The following is a 20098-nucleotide window of genomic DNA, read 5'->3' as shown; positions in this document are numbered from 1 at the left end:
CTCTGAACCCGAGCGTCGCCGCGCATGTACAAGATTGCCCCCAAGACTCCCCTCGCCTGCCGTCCGCACGACCACGCCAACTGCGTGGCCAGCGCCCTGGCCGACGCCGATGCGCTGTGCGCGCGCCAAGGCGTGCGCCTGACCGAGCTGCGCCGGCGCGTGCTGGAGCTGGTCTGGGCGAGCCACAAGCCGCTGGGCGCCTACGACATCCTCGCCGTACTGAGCGAGGAGGACGGCCGCAAGGCGGCGCCGCCGACGGTCTATCGCGCCCTGGATTTCCTCCTGGAAAACGGCCTGGTGCACCGCATCGCCTCGCTCAACGCCTTCATCGGCTGCGCCCACCCCGAACATGCCCATGAAGGCCAGTTCCTGATCTGCCGCGCCTGCCACACCGCCATCGAGCTGGAGCAGCCGGCCATCAGCGAGGCCATCATCCACGGCGCCAGGGGCGTCGGCTTCGCCGTGGAAAGCCAGACCGTCGAGATCGTCGGCCTCTGCGGCGCCTGCGCCCCCGGCCAGCGGGAGGCGTGATGAGCGACGCCCTGATCCGCCTGCAAGGCATCGGCGTCAGCTACGCCGGCCAGGCCGTGCTGCAGAACGTCGACCTGACCATCGCCCCCGGCGAGATCGTCACCCTGATCGGCCCCAACGGTGCTGGCAAGACGACCCTGGTGCGCAGCGTGCTCGGCCTGCTCAAGCCCGACACCGGCAGCGTCTGGCGCCAGCCGAAGCTGTCCATCGGCTACATGCCGCAGAAGCTCCACGTCGACCCGACCCTGCCGCTGACGGTGTTCCGCTTCCTGCGCCTGGTCCCCGGCGTGCAGCGCTCCCACGCGCTGGACGCGCTGAAGGAAGTCGGCGCCGCCCACGTCATCGACAAGCCGCTGCAGAGCGTCTCCGGCGGCGAGCTGCAACGCGTACTGCTGGCCCGCGCGCTGCTGCGCAAGCCGGAACTGCTGGTGCTCGACGAGCCCGTGCAGGGCGTCGACGTTGCCGGCCAGGCCGAGCTGTACCGCCTGATCGGCCGCCTGCGCGACCGCCTCGGCTGCGGCGTGCTGATGGTCTCCCACGACCTGCACCTGGTCATGAGCGCCACCGACAAAGTGGTCTGCCTGAACCGCCACGTCTGCTGCTCCGGGCACCCGGAACAGGTCAGCGGCGACCCGGCCTTCGTCGAGCTGTTCGGCCAGGACGCCCGCAGCCTGGCGGTCTATCACCACCACCACGACCATTCCCACGACCTGCACGGCGAGGTGGTGAAACCCGCCTTCCCGGCCGGCACCCGCTTCACTCCGGTCCACCAGCACGGCCCCGACTGCAACCATGGCTGATTTCCTGCTCAACGCTCTCCTCGCCGGGCTGGCCCTGGCGGTGGTCGCCGGGCCCCTGGGTTCGTTCGTCGTCTGGCGACGCATGGCCTATTTCGGCGACACCCTCTCCCACGCCGCCCTGCTCGGCGTGGCCCTCGGCTTCCTGCTGGACGTCAGCCCGACCCTGGCAGTGACCGTCGGCTGCGTGCTGCTCGCCGTGCTGCTGGTCACCCTCCAGCAGCGCCAGCCACTGGCCGCCGACACCCTGCTCGGCATCCTCGCCCACAGCACGCTGTCGCTGGGCCTGGTGACCCTGAGCTTCATGAAGGAAGTGCGCGTCGACCTGATGGCCTACCTGTTCGGCGACCTGCTCGCCGTCAGCCAGACCGACCTGATGTGGATCATTGCCGGCAGCGCCCTGGTGCTGGGGCTGATCTGCTGGCTGTGGCGACCGCTGCTGGCGATCACCGTGCACGAGGAACTGGCGCGGGTCGAAGGCCTGCCGGTCACCGCCATCCGCCTGGCGCTGATGCTGCTGATCGCCATCGTCATCGCCGTGGCCATGAAGATCGTCGGCGTGCTGCTGATCACTTCCCTGCTGATCATCCCCGCCGCCGCCGCCCAGCGGCACGCGCGCAGCCCGGAACAGATGGCCTTCGGCGCGAGCCTGATCGGCCTGGTGGCGGTGTGCGCCGGACTCTCGCTGTCCTGGTTCAAGGACACCCCCGCCGGCCCCTCCATCGTGGTCAGCGCGGCAGCCCTGTTCCTGCTGAGTTTTGTCCTGCCGCGCCGGACGGTGTAGAATTTGGCGATTTTTTGATCAAAAGAGACCCTGACGCATGAAGTCGTTCGTCATCCGCCTGTTCGCGCTGATGGCCATGGCGCTGGCCCTCGCGGCCTGCCAGAGCACCGCGAGCCAACCGCCCAGCAGCAGTGGCTTCGAGACCGAACTGGCCGCCGGCCGTCTGGAATCCGCGCAGCTCGCGCTGGGCTCCGAACAGGAAGACGCCACCCAGCTCGCCGAGCGCCGCAAGCGCCTGGCCGACGCCTACCTCGAGCGCAGCCGCGAAGCGCTGGCCAAGGGCGACGTCAACGGCGCCACCACCGCCCTGACCCGCGCCCGTTCGCTGATGCCCCGCGCCCCTGGCGTCGCCGCCGACGTCAGCGGCCTGCAGAAGCCCGCCGCCGCGCCGGCTCCGGCCGCCCAGCCGAACTGCACGCCCTGATCTCCACGGGCGCCCGTTCGCGGCGCCCGTTATTTCCTTTTGTTCCGTGCTTAGCTGAACAAAGATTAATCAGCCATAAAAAAGCAGGTTAAAATGCGCGGTTTTGGCTGACCGCCTACGCTCGTTGCCTACGCCTGTTCATCCGACGGCCCCGGCAGCGAGCGGCGCCTCCCCGTACCCACAAGGTTCGCTACGTGATCGAATTCCACGACGTCCACAAGACCTATCGCGTCGCCGGACGCGATATCCCGGCCCTGCAGCCGACCCGCCTGTCCATCGAGGGCGGCCAGGTCTTTGGCCTGATCGGCCATTCCGGCGCCGGCAAAAGCACCCTGCTGCGCCTGATCAACCGCCTGGAAGAACCCAGCGGCGGGCGCATCGTCATCGACGGCGAAGACATCACCGCCCTGGACGCCGACGGCCTGCGCCGCTTCCGCCAGCGCGTCGGGATGATCTTCCAGCACTTCAACCTGCTGGCCTCCAAGACCGTCGCCGACAACATCGCCATGCCGATGAAGCTCGCCGGCACCTTCAGCGCTGCCGAGATCACCGCACGGGTAGACGAACTACTCGACCGCGTCGGCCTCAAGGAGCACGCGCGCAAGTACCCGGCGCAGCTCTCCGGCGGCCAGAAGCAGCGTGTTGGCATCGCCCGCGCGCTCGCCTGCCGGCCGACCATCCTGCTCTGCGACGAGGCCACCAGCGCCCTCGACCCGCAGACCACCGGCCAGGTCCTGCAGCTGCTGGCGGAGATCAACCGCGAGCTGAAGCTGACCATCGTCCTGATCACCCACGAGATGGACGTGATCCGCCGCGTCTGCGACCAGGTGGCGGTGATGGATGCCGGGCGCATCGTCGAACAGGGCGAGGTCGCCGACGTGTTCCTCCATCCGCAGCACGAAACCACCCGCCGCTTCGTCTTCGAGGCCGAGCGCGTCGACGAGGACGAGCAGCACGATGACTTCGCCCACGTGCCAGGCCGCATCCTGCGCCTGACCTTCCGCGGCGAGGCGACCTATGCGCCGCTGCTGGGCACCGTCGCGCGCCAGACCGGCGTCGACTACAGCATCCTGGCCGGGCGTATCGACCGCATCAAGGACCAGCCCTACGGCCAGCTCACCCTGTCCCTGGTGGGCGGTGACATCGAAGCCGCCCTGGCGCAGCTCAACGCGGCCGAAGTCCATGTGGAGGTGCTGCGCGCATGAGCGACTTCTTTGTAAACATTGATTGGTCCGAGATCCTCCAGGCCAGCCTCGACACCTTCTGGATGCTCGGCGGCTCGCTGCTGTTCACCGTCATCCTCGGCCTGCCGCTGGGCGTGCTGCTGTTCCTCACCGGGCCCAAGCAGATGTTCGCCAACCGCGGTATCTACGGCGTGCTGGCGTTCATCGTCAACGTGCTGCGCTCGCTGCCGTTCATCATCCTGCTGATCGTGCTGATCCCGCTCACGGTGATCCTGGTCGGCACCTCGCTGGGCGTCGCCGGGGCCATCCCGCCGCTGGTGGTGGGTGCCACGCCGTTCTTCGCGCGCCTGGTGGAAACCGCCCTGCGCGAAGTAGACAAGGGCATCATCGAGGCCACCCAGGCCATGGGCGCCAGCACCCGCCAGATCATCTGGAACGCCCTGCTGCCCGAAGCCCGTCCGGGCATCATCGCCGCCATCACGGTCACCGCCATCACCCTGGTGTCCTACACCGCGATGGCCGGCGTGGTCGGCGCCGGCGGACTCGGCGACCTGGCGATCCGCTACGGCTACCAACGCTTCCAGGACGACGTGATGCTGCTCACCGTGGTGATGCTGGTGGTCCTCGTCCAGATCCTGCAGACCGTCGGCGACAAGCTGGTGGTCCACTACTCGCGCAAATAACCACAAGGCCCGCCGGATGCGGGCCGATACAGGAGTCAACCATGAAGAAACTGTTCACCGCGTTCGCAGCCGCCGCCGTCATCGGCGCCCCGCTGGCCCAGGCCGCCGACACCCTGACCGTCGCCGCCACCCCGGTGCCGCACGCCGAGATCCTCAACTTCGTCAAACCCATCCTGGCCAAGGAAGGGGTTGAGCTGAAGGTCAAGGAATTCACCGACTACGTGCAGCCCAACACCCAGGTCGCCGAGAAGCGCCTGGACGCCAACTTCTTCCAGCACCAGCCGTACCTGGATGAGTTCAACAAGACCAAGGGCACCAGCCTGATCGCCGTCACCGGCGTGCACATCGAGCCGCTGGGCGCTTACTCCACCAAGTTCAAGAAGCTCGAAGAGCTGCCCTCCGGCGCCACCGTGGTGATCCCCAACGACGCCACCAACGGCGGCCGCGCGCTGCTGCTGCTGGACAAGGCCGGCGTGATCAAGCTCAAGGACAACAAGTCCATCACCGCCACCCCGAAAGACATCGTCGAGAACCCGAAGAACATCAAGGTGCGTGAGCTGGAAGCGGCCACCCTGCCGCGCGTGCTGACCCAGGTCGACCTCGCCCTGATCAACACCAACTACGCCCTGGAAGCCAAGCTGAACCCCACCAAGGACGCGCTGGCCATCGAAGGTGCCGACTCGCCCTACGTGAACATCCTGGTTGCCCGCCCGGACAACAAGGACAGCGCCGCCATGCAGAAGCTGGCCGCCGCCCTGCACAGCCCCGAGGTGAAGCAGTTCATCCTCGAGAAGTACAAGGGCGCCGTGGTGCCGGCGTTCTGATCGCCGCGTAGCTGACGCTCTGAAAAAGCCCGGTCGAATGACCGGGCTTTTTCGTTTCCGGCTTTCCGGTTTTGGATGCTCTTCGTAGGAGCGAGCTTGCTCGCGAACCCACCCAGCTTCGGAGCAACCGGCAAACACGGTTCGCGAGCAAGCTCGCTCCTACAGTGACCAGCTCCAACTCGGCGCTTTGAGCAATTTTTCGCCAACCTTCCTTGCATATTTTCCATGCCGCCAAAGCATCGGATTTTTGCGATTTCACGCAAAGCACCGGATGACGTGGCCTGCAGCGATCCACGGAAAAGACATAGCACCAAAAGTTATTTAAACAAGATAAACAATCACTTCAAGAGCTAAGGCGCTCCGCCAATCATGCAGGTCCGTTCCAAGCGCGACTCAGAGCCGCGCAGACCTGCAAGGAGATCGTTCATGGCTCAACCCCAGCATGCCCTCGCGCCGGATGCCTTCCTGCGCCACGTGCCCGGCGGCGACCTGGTCGATCTCGGCCGCCCGCTGCGCCATGCGCTGGAACTGGGCCGTCATGTACCGGCGAAAGCCCGCGCGCTGAGCCGCCGCGAAGCCGTGCTGCTCGGTCTGTTCACCCTGACACTGCATGGCGCGGTGGTCTACTGGCTGAGCCAGCAGCCCACCCCGCAACTGCCGGAGGTGCCGCCGCAGGTGCCGCCGATGACCATCGAATTCACCGCACCCACTCCGCCGGTGGTCGAGCCGCCGCCGCCCGAGCCGATCCCCGAGCCGGTGGTGCAAGAACCGCCCCCGCCGGTGGTCGACGAGAACGCGGTGAAACCGCCGCCGCCCAAGCCGATCCCCAAGCCCGTCTCGAAACCTAAGCCGAAACCGGTGCCCAAACCCGTGCCCAAGCCGGCGGAGCAGCCCGCGCCACCCAAGGCTGAAACCCCGCCGCCGCAACCGGCTCCGCCCGCCCCGCCGGCACCAGCACCGCTGACGCCGCCCTCGGCCAGCGCCGGCTACCTGAAGAACCCGGCGCCGGAATACCCGCCCCTGGCCCAGCGCCGCGGCTGGGAAGGCACCGTGCTGCTGCGCGTGCACGTCCTCGCCAGCGGCAGCCCGAGCGAGATCCAGGTGCAGAAGAGCAGCGGTCGCGATGCCCTGGACGATGCCGCGGTGCGCGCGGTGAAACGCTGGAGCTTCGTCCCCGCCAAGCGCGGCGACGTGGCCCAGGAAGGCTGGGTCAGCGTGCCCATCGATTTCAAATTGCATTGATTCCACTTGCCCAGATCAGCCGCACGAGAATCGCGGAAGGAGAAAACCCATGAGTCTGCCCCTGAACCCACTGGAATCCGTCGAAGGCGCAGTCATCTGGCTGCTGGTCGGCTTCTCCGTCGTCACCTGGGCGCTGGCCCTGGTGAAAGGCGTCCAGTTCACCCGCCAGAAGTCCCAGGACAAGCGCTTCCAGAAGCAGTTCTGGAGCGCCACCAGCCTCGAATCGGCCGGTGACCAGGCCGCTGGCAAGCCCGGCGCCGGCGCCCGCGTGGCCCAGGCCGGCTTCGCCGCCATCCAGGTCCAGGACAACGGCCAGCCGGACCTGGCCCAGTCGATCAACCACCAGGACCGTCTCGAACGTGCCCTGCGCCAGCAGATCCAGCGTGAGCGCCGCTCCCTGGAATCGGGCCTGGCGGTGCTCGCCTCCATCGGCTCCACCTCGCCCTTCATCGGCCTGTTCGGCACCGTGTGGGGCATCATGGAAGCACTCAAGGGCATCAGCGCGGCGGGTTCGGCGAGCCTGGAAACCGTCGCCGGCCCCATCGGCAGCGCGCTGATCGCCACCGGCGTGGGGATCGCCGTCGCCGTACCGGCGGTGCTGGTCTACAACTACTTCCTCCGCCGCCTGAAGCTCACCGCGGCCGACCTCGACGACTTCGCCCACGACTTCTACAGCCTCGCGCAGAAGAGCGCCTTCCGCGTCGTTGCCCTGCCCACCGCCGCACGCAAACCGGCTGCCGGCGCCAGCGTGAAGGAGGCGAGCTGACATGGCCTTCTCGACCCAGGACAGCGACGAGGTTCTCTCCGAGATCAACGTGACCCCGCTGGTGGACGTGATGCTGGTGCTGCTGGTGGTGTTCATCGTCACCGCGCCGCTGCTGACCAACGCCATCCCGATCAACCTGCCCAAGACCGAGGCAGTCGCCCCGCCGGAGCAGAAGGACCCACTGGTGGTGAGCATCGACGGCGCCGGCAAGTGGTTCATCAACAAGGACGAGATCCAGCCCGACCTGCTGCAGAGCAACCTGGCGGCGGCCAAGGCCAAGGACGCCGAAATCCGCGTACAGCTGCAGGCCGACGAGACCGTGAATTACGGCCAGGTGGCCAAGGCCATGGCCTCCATCGAGAAGGCGGGGATTACCAAGCTGGCGGTGATCACCGCGCGCTGAGGTACCTGTAAGACACCTGAAACAGAGCGGGTGTAGAAAGGGACCTCCACAACGTACCGAGCTTCAAGGCCGCTCTCCCAATACTCAGGCAGGGGTGAGCGGCCTTTTTTTATCTGTGGATTCCTGGCTCACCGAGTCGTCGGTGACACCCTCTCCCTAGCCCTGGCTACGCGCCCCGCTCCGAAGGGAGAGGGGACCGTCTGGCATGTGCCCATACTCCAGCGCTCGCCGGCTAATTCCGATATTTCCAAAACACGCCGAACAGCTCCCTCTCCCTTCAGGGAGAGGGCGGGGGGAGAGGGTAGCCCTGAGTGCGGGAGTTCCCCTGCCCAAAAGGTCTACCTCCCCCGCCGTTCGTCGTCATCCCCGCCCTGGCAATAAACCTATGCCTTTCAGACCCTTCCGCGACTGCCGGACTTCCACTAAGTTGATGACAGTCTGGAGACCTGAGGGGTACCGCATGACATCGTCTCCCGCTTCGGAAGGCCCGTTCTATCCGCCGACACTGGGGGTGCCGGAACGTTTCACACCCGCGCAGCTGCGCGCCTCGCTCGATATCACCATGGGCGAACACGGCGCCGGCCCGGTGTGGCTGTTCGCCTATGGTTCGCTGATCTGGCGCCCGGAATTCCCGGTGGCCGAGGCCCGCCGCGCGCGGGTGCATGGCTACCATCGCGGGCTCTACCTGTGGTCCCTCACCCACCGCGGCACCCCGGAAGCGCCGGGCCTGGTGCTCGGCCTCGACCGCGGCGGCTCCTGCGCCGGCTTCGCCTTCCGCCTGCCTGACGACAACCTCGACGCCAACCTCTATGCGCTCTGGGAGCGGGAGATGCCCTATGCCTCCTATCGCCCGGAATGGCTGAACTGCCGCCTCGACGACGGCAGCCGCGTACGCGCCCTGGGCTTCGTTCTCGAACGTCACCTGCCCAGCTACGCCGGCTCCCTGCCCGACAACATCGTCCAGCACGTGCTCGACAGCGCCCAGGGCCACTTCGGCACCACCCGCGACTACGTCGAGCAGACCGCCAAGGCGCTGCGCGACTACGCCATGCCCGACCTCAACCTGGAAGGCATCCTGGCGCGCTGCTGCCCACTGCGCCGGGCGCAGGACTGAGGCGTTATCGCCATTCGTTAGATAGAAATACTGCATAAGAAAAGAATTTCTTATTCCTTAACGAATATTAAAACCCTCCCTAGAATGCCTTCTCATGACGATTCGAGAGGGCCGCTCCATGCGCAACGAACGCATCCGCTACCTGATCGTGCCGGGCTGGCACGGTTCCGACGACGCCCACTGGCAGAGCCACTGGCAGCGCGCCCTGCCGAATGCCGCGCGGGTGCAGCAGCAGGACTGGATCACCCCGCAGCACAACGACTGGGTCGCCGAACTGGACCGCGAAATCCGCCGCGAGCCCGGCCGCGTGGTGCTGATCGCGCACAGCCTGGGCTGCGTCACCGTGGCCTCCTGGGCGACCCGCGCCGACCGCCGCGCCCTCGCCCAGGTCGCCGGCGCACTGCTGGTCGCCCCGGCTGATGTGGAGCGCGAGACCTGCCACGAAGCGCTGCGCAACTTCGCCCCTATTGCCGCGCAGAGCCTGCCCTTCCCCGCCGTGCTGGTGGGTTCGGACAACGACGCCGCCTGCAGCCCGCAGCGCGCGCTGATCCTCGGCCGCGCCTGGGGCGCCGAGACGGTGATCCTGCCCTCCGCCGGGCACATCAACGTGAAATCCGGCCACGGCGCCTGGGAATCGGGCTACCGTCATCTGTATCGCCTGCAGTACCTGATCGACCAGCAATCGCGCCAGCGCGCCTGACTCCTGGAGTCTTCGAGCGCGGTGTGACGACCGCGCCTATCCCATCGCGGCGCGGATTCGGCTAGGGTGAGGCATAGCCCCACGCCGGAGACCGCCATGCCCCCGCTGCACGACCTGTCCGCCGTCGAACTGCTGGCCCTGTACCGCTCGCACCAGCTTTCCCCCGTCGAGTACCTGGAGCACCTGATCGCCCATATCGACCGCTGGGAGCCGCAGCTCTGCGCGCTCTTCGCCTTCGATCCGCAGCGGGCGATGGAGCAGGCGCGGCGCTCCGAAGCGCGCTGGATCCGTTGCGCACCCTGCGGCGAACTGGATGGCGTGCCGGTGACCATCAAGGAGCTGATCGCCACCCGCGGCGACCCGATTCCCCAGGGCAGCGCCGCGACCCTCCTTCAACCCTCTGCCGGCGATGCACCACCTGCCGCGCGGATGTTCGAGGCCGGCGCGATCCTGCTGGGCAAGACCACGGTGCCGGACTTCGGCATGCTCTCCTCCGGGCTTTCCAGCTTCCACGAACTGGCGCGCAACCCCTGGGACCTGCGCATGAACCCCGGCGGCTCCAGCGCCGGCGCCGCCTCGGCGGCCGCCGCCGGCTACGGGCCGCTGCACATCGGCACCGACATCGGCGGCTCGGTCCGCCTGCCGGCGGGCTGGTGCGGCCTGGTCGGCTTCAAGCCGAGCTTCGGGCGCATTCCCATCGACCCCTACTACACCGGGCGCTGCGCCGGGCCGATGACCCGCACGCTGGATGACGCGGCGCTGATGATGAAACACCTCGCCCGCCCGGACTGGCGCGACGCTACGGCGCTACCGCCCGAGGACCTGGACTGGCACATCGAGGAGCTGGACGTGCAGGGCCTGCGCATCGGTCTGCAACTCGACCCCGGCTGCGGCCTGCAACCGGACGCGGAAGTCCGCGCCGCCGTCGAGGCCGTCGCGCGGCGCTTCGCCAATGCGGGAGCGGAGATCGTCGAAGTCCAGCCGATCCTCGACCGCGAGCTGCTCGATGGTCTCGACAAGTTCTGGCGCGCACGCCTGTGGGCCGAGCTGGAGAACCTGCCCCGCGAGCGCCAGGCCAAGGTGCTGCCGTACATCTACCAGTGGGCCGAGGGCGGCGCCTCGGTCAGCGGTGCCGACGCGGTGCGCGGCTACAACCGCACTTTCGACATGCGTCGACGGGCCGCCGAGCAGTTCCACGAGATAGACTTCCTGCTCTCGCCGACCAACCAGGTCGCCGCCTTCCCGGCCGAGTGGGCCTCGCCCACCAACGACCCGGCGCTGCCCTTCGAGCACATCGGCTTCACCGTGCCCTGGAACATGTCCGAGCAACCGGCACTCTCAATCAACTGCGGCTTCACCAGCACCGGTATGCCCATCGGCCTGCAGATCGTCGGTCCGCGCTTCGCCGACATCGAGGTGCTGCGCCTGGGCAAGACCTACGAACAATGGCGCGGCCCCATCAGCCGCTGGCCGCAGCCGCCGGGAGTCAACTAGGCTCAGACACACCGCCGACCACAAGGAACCGATCGCGCGCCCATGCAGTACACCACCTACATCGCCCACTTCCTGGTCGTCATCCAGCTGTTGGGGATCATCGCCGCAGTCCACGCGGTGCTCAGCGTGCGCACCGCACAGGGCGCCATCGCCTGGGCGACTTCGCTGGTGTTCATGCCGTTGCTGACGCTGGTGCCCTACCTGGTATTCGGCCGCAGCCGCTTCGACGCCTACATCGGCGCGCGGCGCCAGGCCAACGAGGAAATGCACGTGGCCGCCGCCGAGCTGGACTGGCGCCCCTGGGTGGAAGAAGCCCTCGCCGCGCGCCAGTACCACGCCTACAAGGCACTCAAGGCCATGGTCGGGCTGGCACGCATGCCGACCCTGGCGAACAACAAGGTGCGCCTGCTGGTGAACGGCAAGGCCTCTTTCGACGCGATGTTCGAGGCCATCTCCAGCGCGCAGAAAGTCATCCTGGTGCAGTTCTTCATCATCCGTGACGACGCCCTCGGCCAGCGCCTCGCGCAGCTGCTGCTGGAGCGCGCGGCCAATGGTGTGGACGTGTTCCTGCTGTATGACGGCATCGGCAGCCACGCTCTGTCGCGCCGCTACGTCGAGCGCCTACGCCAGGGCGGCGTGCAGGTGCACGCCTTCAGCACCGGCAGCGGGATGATCAACCGCTTCCAGGTGAACTTCCGCAACCACCGCAAGATCGTGGTGGTAGACGGCGTGCGCGGTTTCGTCGGCGGGCACAACGTCGGCGTCGAATACCTGGGCGAGAAGCCGCCGCTGGCACCCTGGCGCGACACCCATATCGAACTGCACGGCCCGGCGGTGGCGTGCCTGCAGGAGTGCTTCGCCGAAGACTGGTTCTGGGCCACTCATGCGCTGCCGACGCTGATCCTGCCCGACGGTTACGACGACGCCGGGATGCTCTGCCAGGTGGTGCCCAGCGGCCCGGCGGACACCCAGGAAACCTGCTCGCTGTTCTTCGTCGAATCGATCAACGCAGCGGTCGAGCGAGTGTGGATCACCACGCCGTATTTCGTCCCCGACGAAGCCGTTGCCGCCGCCCTGCGCCTGGCGGTGCTGCGCGGTGTGGACGTGCGCATCCTGCTGCCTTCGCGGCCGGACCACCGGACGGTGTATGCAGCCTCCAGCCTCTATGCGCTGGACGCTGTGCGCGCCGGCGTGCGGGTATTCCGCTACCAGCCGGGGTTCCTGCACCAGAAGGTGGTGCTGATCGACCACGACAGCGCCGCCGTGGGCAGCGCCAACCTGGACAACCGTTCGTTCCGCCTGAACTTCGAGATCATGGTGATCACCGTCGACGAAGGCTTCGCCCGCGACGTGGAGAACATGCTGGAAGAGGACTTCGCCCAGTCGGTGGAAATGACCCTGGACGACCGCAAGCGCGTGCACCGCCTGCAGCAGTTGGGCATGCGGGTGGCGCGGCTGGTGTCGCCGATTCTCTGAAGCTCTGGCGCGGCGATGTTCGCGAGCAAGCTCGCTCCTACGAAGAGCAGGCGCTCGACTTCCCTGTAGGAGCGAGCTTGCTCGCGAACGCTTTGGGCGCACAAAAGAAAACGCCCGGTTCACTCGCATGAACCGGGCGTTTCTTCTTCTAGCGCGAGGTCATCAGGCTGGCGCGGAGGAGCGGATCAGGTGGTCGAAGGCGGAGAGCGACGCCTTGGCGCCTTCGCCGACTGCGATCACGATCTGCTTGTACGGTACGGTGGTCACATCACCGGCGGCGAAGATGCCCGGCAGCGAAGTCTCGCCGCGAGCGTCGACGATGATCTCGCCACGCGGGGTCAGCTCGATGGTGCCCTTGAGCCATTCGCTGTTGGGCAGCAGGCCGATCTGCACGAAGATGCCTTCCAGGTCGACGGACTTGAACTCTTCCGAGTTGCGGTCCTTGTAGACCAGGCCGGTAACCTTCTGGCCATCGCCTTTCACTTCGCTGGTCAGCGCGCTGGTGATGACGTCGACGTTCGGCAGGCTGAACAGCTTGCGTTGCAGGACGGCGTCGGCGCGCAGCTTGCTGTCGAACTCCAGCAGGGTCACGTGGGACACGATGCCGGCCAGGTCGATGGCCGCTTCGACGCCGGAGTTACCGCCGCCGATCACCGCCACGCGCTTGCCCTTGAACAGCGGACCGTCACAGTGCGGGCAGAAGCACACGCCCTTGGCCTTGTATTCCTTCTCGCCCGGCACACCCATTTCGCGCCAGCGGGCGCCGGTGGCCAGGATCAGCGACTTGGCCTTCAGGCTGCCGCCACCTTCGAACTGCACTTCGTGCAGGCCGCCGGCGGTCTTCGCCGGAATCAGCGCGCTGGCGCGCTGCAGGTTCATGATGTCGACTTCGTAGTGCTTGACGTGCTCTTCCAGCTGGCGCGCCAGTTTCGGGCCTTCGGTCTCGGTCACCGAGATGAAGTTCTCGATGGCCATGGTGTCCAGCACCTGGCCGCCGAAGCGCTCGGCTGCCACGCCAGTACGGATGCCTTTACGGGCGGCGTAGATCGCCGCCGCAGCGCCGGCCGGGCCACCGCCGACGACCAGTACGTCGAAGGCTTCCTTCGCCGACAGCTTCTCGGCTTCGCGGGCAGCGGCGCCGGTGTCGATCTTGGCGAGGATTTCTTCCACGCCCATGCGGCCCTGGCCGAACACTTCACCGTTGAGGTAGATGCTCGGGACAGCCATCACCTGGCGGCGCTCGACTTCTTCCTGGAACAGCGCGCCGTCGATGGCGACGTGGCGGATGTTCGGGTTGAGCACGGCCATCAGGTTCAGCGCCTGAACGACGTCCGGGCAGTTCTGGCAGGACAGCGAGAAATAGGTTTCGAACTCGAACGAACCCTGGATGCCCTTGATCTGCTCGATCACTTCGGCGTCGAGCTTGGACGGGTGGCCGCCGACCTGCAGCAGTGCCAGCACCAGGGAGGTGAATTCGTGGCCCATGGGGATGCCGGCAAATGCCAGGCCGATGTTCGCCCCCGGGCGGTTCAGCGCGAAGGACGGCTTGCGCGCGTCGCTGCCATCTTCACGCAGGGTGATCTTGTCGGTCAGGCCGACGATTTCGTGCAGCAGCTCGCTCATCTCGCGGGATTTGTCGCTGTCATCGAGGGAAGCGACGATCTCGAACGGCTGCTGGACCTTTTCCAGGTAGGCCTTCAACTGGGTTTTAAGCGTGGCGTCCAACATGATCCAGATCCTCGAAATTTGAGCAAAGGGGTTCCCCGGCGGGCTTTTCAGCCCACCCTACGCACGCTTTTGGCTTTGGTAGGGAGGATGCCGGTAGGCATCCTCGGGGTGTTGCGAAACGGCTCGGGAAGCTCGCTGAGCGGGCGCCCGATGGTGGCGCGGCGGGAGCCGCCGCGCCACCGCTTCCCGGTCGTTCTTAGATCTTGCCGACCAGGTCCAGGGACGGAGCCAGGGTCTTCTCGCCTTCTTTCCACTTGGCCGGGCAGACTTCGCCCGGGTGAGCGGCGGTGTACTGGGCAGCTTTCAGCTTGCGCAGGGTTTCGCCGACGTCACGAGCGATCTCGTTGGAGTGGATTTCGACGGTCTTGATGATGCCTTCCGGGTTGATCACGAAGGTGCCGCGCAGGGCCAGGCCTTCTTCCGGGATGTGTACGCCGAAAGCGTTGGTCAGCTGGTGAGTCGGGTCGCCGATCAGCGGGAACTGGGCTTTGCCAACGGCCGGGGAAGTTTCGTGCCACACCTTGTGGGAGAAGTGGGTATCGGTGGTCACGATGTAGACCTCGGTACCTGCGTCACGGAAGGCGGCGTAGTTGTTGGCAGCGTCTTCGATCTCGGTCGGGCAGTTGAAGGTGAAAGCTGCCGGCATGAAGATCAGAACGGACCACTTGCCCTTCAGGGACTGCTCGGTGACTTCGATGAACTTGCCATTGTGGAAAGCGTTGACCTTGAACGGTTGAACGGCGGTGTTGATCAGATTCATTAGGCAATTCCTCGTAGAGAGTTGTCGTTTAATCGAGTGGTCGATCGGTTGAAATTCGACAGGGGCAAGATTATCGCCTGATGACAATGAATGCCCATTGATTTAGGGCATCATGAAAATTGAGTCTCTCTATGGAGAGATCTATATAAGGAAGAAGTTTCCTATCAGGCGAATCGCGGTGTCCTACGCCTGGATTGCGGCCGCGAGGCTTCTGGGCTGGCCCTTTCGGCGTTCCTCCCGGTCCGGCGGCGAGCAGCGGCCTGACCACCTTCGCCGCCAAGCGCCGGGAGGACAACGCCCGTCGCGACGTACGGCGCTTCGAAGTCTTTCGAGCGCAGCGGTTTTCCTGCCTCACTGGTCAAGCCCTCCCACGAGCCTATGCTTGTGCCTGAGAGCCCAGCGCCACGCGGCTCTCGACGTCTACGGACAGCCTTCGCGAAGCGGCGCGGCCGCACGCATGACGACGAGGACTCCCGATGATCCAGTTCCTGCTCGGCGACGAAAGGGTCCAGGCCGACGGCTTCGCGCCGGAGACCAGCCTGCTCGATTACCTGCGCATCCACCGCGCACGCACCGGCACCAAGGAGGGCTGCGCTTCGGGCGACTGCGGCGCCTGCACCGTGGTGCTCGCCGAGCCCGAGGGTGAGGCGCTGCGCTACCGCGCGGTGAACGCCTGCATCACGCTGCTGGGCGCAGTCCACGGCCGCCAGGTGCTGACCGTGGAGCACCTCGGCGAACCCGGCGCGCTGCACCCGGTGCAACAGGCGATGGTGGACTGCCATGGCTCGCAGTGCGGTTTCTGCACGCCGGGCATCGTCATGTCGCTGTTCGCCTGGCACCACTCACCGCCGCCGCACGACCGCGAGACGGCGCTGACCGCGCTGTCCGGAAACCTGTGCCGTTGCACCGGCTACCGGCCGATTCTCGATGCGGCCAGGCAGATCGCCGCGCTGCCCTGCCTCGACGCCTTCGAGCAGAACAGCGTCCATACCATCGCCCGCCTGCGCGAGATATCCACAGCCGGAACCCTTCGCGACGGGGCGGCACAGGCCTGGTTGCCCGGCTCGCTGGAGGAACTGGATGCCCTGCTGCAAAGCCAGCCGGCTGCCCGTCTGATCGCCGGCGGCACCGACCTGGCGCTGGAAGCCACGCAGAACCTGAAAGCCTTCCCGGCGCTGATCCACCTCGACCGGGTGAGCGAACTGCACCGCCTGGAAGTCCACCCCGAGTACCTGCTGATTGGTGCCGCGCGGACCTACGCCGACTGCCTCGACGCGCTGCAGGAATTCCCCGGCGTCGCCGACCTGCTGGAGCGTCTCGGCTCGCTGCAGATCCGCCAGCGCGGCAGCCTGGGCGGCAACATCGCCAACGCCTCGCCCATCGGCGACATGCCGCCGGTGTTGCTGGCACTGGATGCCCGCCTGCGCCTGCGCAGGGCGGGAAGTGTGCGCGAGGTCGCCATCGACGGCTTCTTCACCGGCTACCGCCAGACCGTCCTGCAGCCCGGCGAGTACATCGAGGCGCTGCTGATCCCGCGCCTGCGCGGCAACCAGCGCTTGCGCGTCGACAAGGTGTCCAAGCGCCGCGACGACGACATCTCCGCCGTCTGCCTGGCCCTTCGCCTGGACTTCGATGAGCAGGGCATCGTCAACGACGCGCGCCTCGCCTGCGGCGGCATGGCCGCCACACCGTTGCGCGGAGCGAAAACCGAAGCAGCCTTGCTCGGCAGGCCCTTCGACGGCGTCGCCGTGGCTGCCGCACAGGCCGCGATCCCGGAGGATTTCCAGCCCATCGACGACCTGCGCGCCAGCGCCGCCTATCGCCTGAAGGTGGCGCAGAACCTGTTGCAGCGCGCACTACTGGAATGGACCCTGAGCCCTGCGGAGGTGCACCATGCGTAGCCTGCCACCGCTGGCCAGCAATGGCGTCGCGGTCGCCATCCACAGCGCGGGCAAGCCCCGCGAGCACGACAGCGCCACGCTGCATGTGAGCGGCGCCGCGCGCTACGTGGACGACCTCAAGGAGCCGCGCGACCTGCTGCACGCCGCCGTCGGCCTGACTGAAATAGCCTGCGGCGCCGTGCTCTCCCTCGACCTCGATGCCGTGCGCAGCGCGCCCGGCGTCGTGGCCGTGCTGACCCTGGGCGACGTGCCCGGCCACACCGACATCGGCCCGGTGTTCCCCGGCGACCCGCTGCTGGCTGGCGAGCGGGTGAAGTACCACGGCCAGGCGCTGTTCGCCGTCGCCGCGCAGAGCCTGCTCCAGGCACGCCGCGCGGTACGCCTGGCGAAGGTGGAGTACGCGAAGGAAGACCCGCTGATCGACCCGCTGCAGGCCAAGGCCGAAGAGCGCTTCGTGCGCCCGCCGCACCACATGCGCCGGGGCGACGCTCAGGCGGCGCTGGAGCAGTCTCCGCAAGTGCTGGAAGCGACCCAGTTCATCGGCGGCCAGGAGCACTTCTACCTCGAAGGTCAGGCCTCGCTCGCCCTGCCCGGCGACGACGGCGGCATGCTGGTGCACACCTCCAGCCAGCACCCGAGCGAAGTGCAGAAACTGGTCGCCGAAGTGCTGGCGATTCCGCTGGCCAAGGTCACGGTGGAAGTGCGGCGCATGGGCGGCGGATTCGGCGGCAAGGAAACCCAGGCTGCGCCCTTCGCCTGCCTCGCCGCATTGCTCGCGCACAAGACCGGCAGCGCGGTGAAACTACGCCTGCCACGGGCCGACGACATGCGCCTGACCGGCAAGCGCCACCCCTTCCACAACCGTTACCGCATAGGCTTCGACGACGCCGGCCGGCTGCTCGCCGCGCAGCTCGAAGTGGTGGGCGACTGCGGCCATTCGCCGGACCTCTCCGACGCCATCGTCGACCGCGCGATGTTCCATGCCGACAACGCCTACTTCATCCCCGACGTGGCCATCTCCGGCTACCGCAGCTTCACCAACATTGTCTCGCACACCGCCTTCCGCGGCTTCGGCGGGCCCCAGGGGATGATGCTCATCGAACGCGCCATGGACGACATCGCCCGCGCGGTGGGCAAGGACCCGCTCGAAGTGCGCAAGCTGAACCTCTACGGCGGAATGGGACGGGAGCTGACGCCCTACCACCAGAAGGTCGAGCACAACCTGCTGGGCGAACTGATCGCGCGGCTGGAACAGAGCAGCGACTACGCCACGCGCCGCTCGGCAATCCATGAGTTCAATGCGCGGAGCCCGGTGCTGAAGAAGGGCCTGGCGCTGACGCCGGTGAAGTTCGGCATCTCCTTCACCGCGCAGCACCTCAACCAGGCCGGCGCGCTGGTGCACCTCTACACCGACGGCAGCATCCAGCTGAACCACGGCGGCACCGAGATGGGCCAGGGCCTGAACACCAAGGTCGCGCAGATAGTCGCCGAGGAATTCCAGGTGCCGCTGGAGCGCGTGGTGATCACCGCCACGCGCACCGACAAGGTGCCCAACACCTCGCCCACCGCCGCCTCCAGCGGCACCGACCTGAACGGCATGGCCGCCCGTGACGCCGCGCGCACGCTGAAGAAGCGCCTGGCCGACTTCCTCGCCGAACGCGATGGCGTGAAGCCGCAGGAGATCCGCTTCGAGCACGGCGGCGTGACGGTCGGAGCACAGCACCTGAGCTTCACCGAAGTCATCCAGGCCGCGTACTTCGCGCGCATCCAGCTCTCCGCCACCGGCTTCTACCGCACGCCGAAGATCTTCTACGACCGCGAGAAGGGCGAAGGTCATCCGTTCTTCTACTTCGCCTACGGCGCAGCGGTATCCGAGGTGGAGGTGGACACGCTGACCGGCGAATACCGCGTGCAGCGGGTGGACATCCTCCACGACGTCGGCCGCAGCGTGAACCCGGCCATCGACATCGGCCAGATCGAGGGCGGCTTCGTCCAGGGCATGGGCTGGCTGACCACCGAGGAACTGCGCTGGGACGCCGCCGGCAAGCTGCTCACCGTGGGGCCGGCGACCTACAAGATTCCCGCCGTCAGCGACGCACCGGAAGACTTCCGCGTAGCGCTGTTCGAGCGCCCCAACGAGGAGGACAGCGTGTACCTGTCCAAGGCCGTGGGCGAGCCGCCATTCATGCTGGCGATCTCGGTGTGGTCGGCGCTGCGCGACGCCATCGCCAGCCTCGCGGAGTACCGCCTGAGCCCCGACCTGGATACGCCGGCGACGCCGGAGCGGGTACTCTGGGCCTGTGAGGCGATGCGCCAGGAGAAACGAGCATGACCCGCCACTGGATGGACGCCATCGCCCGCCTGCGCGACAGCGCCGAGGGCTACGTGCTGATCACCGTGATCGGCGTGCAGGGCTCCACGCCTCGGGAATCCGGCAGCAAGATGCTGGTCACCGCCGGGGAAACCTTCGACACCATCGGCGGCGGCCATCTGGAATACGCCGCCATCGAGCACGCGCGGCAACTGCTGCTGGCCGGCCAGTACAGCCAGGCGCTGGTGCACTTCCCCCTCGGCGCGCGGCTGGGCCAATGCTGCGGCGGGCGCGCCAGCCTGCTGTTCGAATGCTTCGCCGCACGCGGACCGCAGGTGGTGCTGTTCGGCGCCGGCCACGTGGGCCGCGCGCTGGCGCCGCTGCTGGCGGGGTTGCCGTTGCGCCTGGAGTGGGTGGACAGCCGGGCGGCGGAGTTTCCCCGGACCGTTCCCGAGGGCGTGCGCATGCGCCTGCTGGAGGAGCCGGAAGACGCCGTGCAGGAAGCGCCGCCGGGCAGCTACTTCCTGGTCATGACCCACAACCACCCGCTGGACTACGCCATCGCCGAGGCGGTGCTCAAGCGCGGCGACGCCGGCTTCCTCGGCATGATCGGCTCGCGCACCAAGGCCCGGCGCTTCCAGATGAGGCTGGAACAGCATGGTTATCCACAGCAGGTGATCGAGCAGATGCACTGCCCCATCGGCCTCTGCGAAGTGCCCGGCAAACGCCCGCTGGAAGTGGCCATCTCGGTGGCCGCCCAGGTCATCGCCCGTTATCACCAGGACATCCCTGCCCGGCAGACCCGCGAAGGCGTGGAGTGGGCCGCGCTGTGCAGCGAGGGTTCGTGCAGCGATTTGCCGGAAAACGCAAAAACCTGACCAATGGGACAACAGTTTTCCCCGCCGCCGCCGATACATTCAACGACCCCGTCTCTTCGCCCGCCACCGGCGGGCGTTTCGTTGTGCGTTCGGAGGAA

The 20098-nt window shown here is 67.1% G+C and carries 19 protein-coding genes; 17 read left to right on the top strand and 2 right to left on the bottom strand.

Annotated elements, in window-relative coordinates; all coding sequences use genetic code 11:
* Positions 1 to 24: 24 nt before the first annotated feature.
* The 14 genes from zur to cls all read left to right on the top strand — a co-directional run bounded on the left by zur (position 25) and on the right by cls (position 12422).
* Entirely contained in the window at positions 25 to 531 is a 507-nt protein-coding gene (gene zur, locus J2T47_RS02135) for a zinc uptake transcriptional repressor Zur (protein ID WP_253441998.1), read from the top strand.
* The gene (gene znuC, locus J2T47_RS02130; protein ID WP_253441996.1) at positions 531 to 1331 is read left to right on the top strand and encodes a zinc ABC transporter ATP-binding protein ZnuC; all 801 of its coding nucleotides are present in this window, start codon (positions 531 to 533) and stop codon (positions 1329 to 1331) included. The genes zur and znuC overlap by 1 nt, the downstream gene beginning before the upstream one ends.
* On the top strand, positions 1324 to 2112 hold the full coding sequence (gene znuB / locus J2T47_RS02125) for a zinc ABC transporter permease subunit ZnuB (RefSeq protein WP_088415771.1): 789 nt from the start codon (positions 1324 to 1326) through the stop codon (positions 2110 to 2112). The genes znuC and znuB overlap by 8 nt, the downstream gene beginning before the upstream one ends.
* Before the next feature lie 37 nt (positions 2113 to 2149).
* Entirely contained in the window at positions 2150 to 2536 is a 387-nt protein-coding gene (locus J2T47_RS02120; RefSeq protein WP_253441994.1) for a hypothetical protein, read from the top strand.
* 194 nt (positions 2537 to 2730) lie between these two features.
* Positions 2731 to 3741: a methionine ABC transporter ATP-binding protein gene (locus J2T47_RS02115; RefSeq protein WP_138213312.1), complete on the top strand. Its 1011-nt coding sequence runs from the start codon at positions 2731 to 2733 to the stop codon at positions 3739 to 3741.
* Positions 3738 to 4403, top strand: a complete 666-nt coding sequence (locus tag J2T47_RS02110; protein WP_024766991.1) for a methionine ABC transporter permease — start codon at positions 3738 to 3740, stop codon at positions 4401 to 4403. The genes J2T47_RS02115 and J2T47_RS02110 overlap by 4 nt, the downstream gene beginning before the upstream one ends.
* Positions 4404 to 4444: 41 nt before the next feature.
* Positions 4445 to 5227 carry a MetQ/NlpA family ABC transporter substrate-binding protein gene (locus tag J2T47_RS02105; RefSeq protein ID WP_253441992.1) on the top strand — a complete coding sequence of 261 codons (783 nt, stop codon included), beginning with the start codon at positions 4445 to 4447 and terminating at the stop codon, positions 5225 to 5227.
* Positions 5228 to 5653: 426 nt separating this feature from the next.
* On the top strand, positions 5654 to 6469 hold the full coding sequence (locus J2T47_RS02100) for an energy transducer TonB (RefSeq protein ID WP_253441990.1): 816 nt from the start codon (positions 5654 to 5656) through the stop codon (positions 6467 to 6469).
* 49 nt (positions 6470 to 6518) lie between these two features.
* Positions 6519 to 7235: a MotA/TolQ/ExbB proton channel family protein gene (locus tag J2T47_RS02095; protein ID WP_024766993.1), complete on the top strand. Its 717-nt coding sequence runs from the start codon at positions 6519 to 6521 to the stop codon at positions 7233 to 7235.
* 1 nt (position 7236) lies between these two features.
* Positions 7237 to 7638: an ExbD/TolR family protein gene (locus J2T47_RS02090; protein WP_253441988.1), complete on the top strand. Its 402-nt coding sequence runs from the start codon at positions 7237 to 7239 to the stop codon at positions 7636 to 7638.
* Between the two features lie 460 nt (positions 7639 to 8098).
* The gene (locus J2T47_RS02085; protein WP_253441986.1) at positions 8099 to 8752 is read left to right on the top strand and encodes a gamma-glutamylcyclotransferase; all 654 of its coding nucleotides are present in this window, start codon (positions 8099 to 8101) and stop codon (positions 8750 to 8752) included.
* 118 nt (positions 8753 to 8870) lie between these two features.
* Positions 8871 to 9452 (top strand): alpha/beta hydrolase, encoded by a 582-nt coding sequence (locus J2T47_RS02080; RefSeq protein ID WP_253441984.1) that lies wholly within the window; start codon positions 8871 to 8873, stop codon positions 9450 to 9452.
* A 96-nt stretch (positions 9453 to 9548) separates the two neighbouring features.
* Positions 9549 to 10946, top strand: a complete 1398-nt coding sequence (locus J2T47_RS02075) for an amidase (protein ID WP_253441982.1) — start codon at positions 9549 to 9551, stop codon at positions 10944 to 10946.
* Positions 10947 to 10988: 42 nt separating this feature from the next.
* Complete coding sequence (gene cls / locus J2T47_RS02070; protein WP_253441980.1) at positions 10989 to 12422, top strand: cardiolipin synthase; 1434 nt, start codon at positions 10989 to 10991, stop codon at positions 12420 to 12422.
* 162 nt (positions 12423 to 12584) lie between these two features.
* Here the strand turns inward: cls and ahpF are convergent, their stop codons facing one another.
* Positions 12585 to 14150, bottom strand: a complete 1566-nt coding sequence (gene ahpF, locus J2T47_RS02065; protein ID WP_253441978.1) for an alkyl hydroperoxide reductase subunit F — start codon at positions 14148 to 14150, stop codon at positions 12585 to 12587.
* 196 nt (positions 14151 to 14346) lie between these two features.
* Positions 14347 to 14910, bottom strand: coding sequence for an alkyl hydroperoxide reductase subunit C (gene ahpC / locus J2T47_RS02060; protein ID WP_138213319.1), 564 nt, complete (start codon positions 14908 to 14910; stop codon positions 14347 to 14349).
* Between the two features lie 476 nt (positions 14911 to 15386).
* Here ahpC and xdhA point away from each other — a divergent pair, with 476 nt between their 5' ends.
* Genes xdhA through xdhC form a run of 3 tightly spaced genes read left to right on the top strand, consistent with a single transcriptional unit; the run spans position 15387 to position 20000 of the window.
* Complete coding sequence (gene xdhA / locus J2T47_RS02055; RefSeq protein WP_253441975.1) at positions 15387 to 16811, top strand: xanthine dehydrogenase small subunit; 1425 nt, start codon at positions 15387 to 15389, stop codon at positions 16809 to 16811.
* Positions 16804 to 19143 carry a xanthine dehydrogenase molybdopterin binding subunit gene (gene xdhB, locus J2T47_RS02050; RefSeq protein WP_253441973.1) on the top strand — a complete coding sequence of 780 codons (2340 nt, stop codon included), beginning with the start codon at positions 16804 to 16806 and terminating at the stop codon, positions 19141 to 19143. Before xdhA ends, xdhB begins: the two co-directional genes overlap by 8 nt.
* On the top strand, positions 19140 to 20000 hold the full coding sequence (gene xdhC / locus J2T47_RS02045; RefSeq protein ID WP_253441971.1) for a xanthine dehydrogenase accessory protein XdhC: 861 nt from the start codon (positions 19140 to 19142) through the stop codon (positions 19998 to 20000). The genes xdhB and xdhC overlap by 4 nt, the downstream gene beginning before the upstream one ends.
* Positions 20001 to 20098 lie beyond the last annotated feature (98 nt).

Source organism: Pseudomonas nitroreducens (assembly GCF_024170165.1).
Classification (GTDB): domain Bacteria; phylum Pseudomonadota; class Gammaproteobacteria; order Pseudomonadales; family Pseudomonadaceae; genus Pseudomonas; species Pseudomonas nitroreducens_C.
This window is presented reverse-complemented; position numbering and strand designations above follow the sequence as displayed.